The sequence below is a fragment of the Xenorhabdus sp. PB30.3 genome (assembly GCF_963895965.1).
Lineage (GTDB): Bacteria > Pseudomonadota > Gammaproteobacteria > Enterobacterales > Enterobacteriaceae > Xenorhabdus > Xenorhabdus stockiae.
In genome coordinates this window covers 1-1,987 of the sequence record NZ_CAWQMW010000092.1, presented here as the reverse complement: position 1 = coordinate 1,987, position 1,987 = coordinate 1, and the positions used below count along the sequence as shown (strand labels likewise).

The following is a 1,987-nucleotide window of genomic DNA, read 5'->3' as shown; positions in this document are numbered from 1 at the left end:
CCATTGTGAGGGAATGCCCCGCGCTTTCTGGATGGTGTCATGCAACGCAGCACTGTCTACGGAGATATTCAGATTGGGATTGGCCTTTATCCAAAGGGCTTCATCATCAATCTCGTGCTCGTCGTCCAGCTCGTAGATCAGGGTAAACAGGGATTCGTTCTGTTCTTCGCCGTTGAGTATCTGACAGCAATAATCATAGTGCTGCTTACAGGCTGAAATAACGTTACTGCCTGCTGTAGTAATGGCAAATAGAATACCTTCGGGACGTGCGCCCATACCCAGCTCAAGGGCAGAATAGACGGCGTTATCAGGGTGCAAATGATATTCATCGACAATCGCCAGACTGGGATTAGTACCTTCGATGGTAGCAGCTTTGGCTGCCAGTGGCTTTAACAGGCTGTTGCTCTTCGGGTAGTTCACTTTGTGTTGCTGGATAGTCACCCGTTTTTTCAGTGGCTTTGATAACAGGCACATCTGGCGGGCATCATCGAATACAATACGCGCCTGATCGCGACTCACGGCGGCGGTGTAGATATCCTGTTGCCCGTTCTCCATCACCAGAAACCAGTTCGCCAGTATCGCGGCTACCGTGGATTTGGCATTTTTGCGCGGCACCTGAATGTAAGCACTGCGGTATTTCCGCCGTCCGGTTGCTTTCACTTTGAAGCCAAACAGGTTGGCAAAGGCGAACTGCTGCCACGGCTCCAGCATGATCGGTTTGCCCCGCAAGTGGCCTTTGACGTGCGGACAGTAGTGGGAAAATGCAATAAAGCGCTCCACGACCTCCGAATCAAATAGATAAAGCGGGTTATTCAGGTCGTTAAAGTAGCGTTTCACCGCCTGTTTTACCCGTTTACAGGCCGGAATTGTGCCATTTTCGATATCAAAAGCGTATTTATCCCATGCGTTCATAGTCGGTCTAGCTCGTCCTCTCCCTCGGTTTCCACCGGATTTTTGCGCCGTGATACGGGGTCAAAACCCAACAATGAGGACATTTTTATCATGATTTTTTCGGCATCGGCTTTGGCGCTCAGTGATGGGTTACGGCTTTCACTGCCCTGACTGTTCACAATGCTAAAGCCTCGGATATCAAGGTCTGCCACCGCTTTTCGGTAAATGGCATAGTTGACGCAATACAGCTCTAAGTTGTTCCAGTCGGCGGCGTTCAAATCTTCCCGTTCGCTTAAGATTTTACCTTTGGCTTTCCATTGACTGGCGGCAATCTCATTTAAATAAGTGGGCGGTTTGGGTGCTCTTGCCATAATTTTCGCTGTTCCTTGTGATTTATTTTCAAAAAAATTGCCGTGCGTAAAAATTGTAGGAGGGGGCGGTTCCGCTCAGAGGGATGTTTGTCATTTTTGATACCCCCACCCCGTTATTTCATTTTGTTATTATTCCAAGGCTAACCAATCGTGCTGCTTTTGCTTCCTGCTCCCGATAAGCACCTTGTTTGCGTTTGGCTTTGGTGAGTGGGTCTGTCTGTACCGTTTTACGGTTATGGCAGGCATGGCATAGCGCTTGATGATTGGATACAGGCCAAAACAGCACATCCGCTTCACCTTGTATCGGGATGATATGATCCACAATGGTTGCAGGCATGTAGCAGTTCAGCTTGAGGCAATGTACACATAAGGGGTGCGTTTTGAGATACACCAATCTGTATCTGCTCCATCGGTTACTGTAGCCACGTTCGGTACGTGTACCGCGTTGCCTGTTCTGTTCCCGCCGATGTTCCTCACAGCGACCGGACGTTACCCGTTGTGTACAACTCGGATAACTACAACGCCTTAACGGTTGCCACGGCATCAGTAGATCCCCACATCACGATAGACAGACCACAGTGATTTGATAGTAAAAGGCACTTCTTTCAGCTCAGCATCGGTTGCCATTTCCCGATTTTCATACAACAAGCCGATATAGAGTAGGCAACCGACTTTAATCGCTGGCGTGAAAACCAAGCCCTTATCAAAGCGTTTACCGATATGTT

General features: G+C 48.9%; 4 protein-coding genes. All 4 read right to left on the bottom strand.

Annotated features, from left to right (window positions below; translation table 11 throughout):
• On the bottom strand, positions 1–912 hold a 912-nt coding region (locus AACX38_RS06300), incomplete at its 3' end, for a terminase large subunit (RefSeq protein ID WP_228865893.1).
• Positions 909–1,262 carry a phage terminase small subunit P27 family gene (locus tag AACX38_RS06295; protein WP_228865892.1) on the bottom strand — a complete coding sequence of 118 codons (354 nt, stop codon included), beginning with the start codon at positions 1,260–1,262 and terminating at the stop codon, positions 909–911. The genes AACX38_RS06300 and AACX38_RS06295, both read right to left, overlap by 4 nt.
• A 118-nt stretch (positions 1,263–1,380) precedes the next feature.
• Positions 1,381–1,806, bottom strand: a complete 426-nt coding sequence (locus AACX38_RS06290; RefSeq protein ID WP_228865891.1) for an HNH endonuclease — start codon at positions 1,804–1,806, stop codon at positions 1,381–1,383.
• On the bottom strand, positions 1,806–1,987 hold a 182-nt coding region (locus AACX38_RS06285), incomplete at its 5' end, for a head-tail connector protein (protein WP_228865890.1). The genes AACX38_RS06290 and AACX38_RS06285, both read right to left, overlap by 1 nt.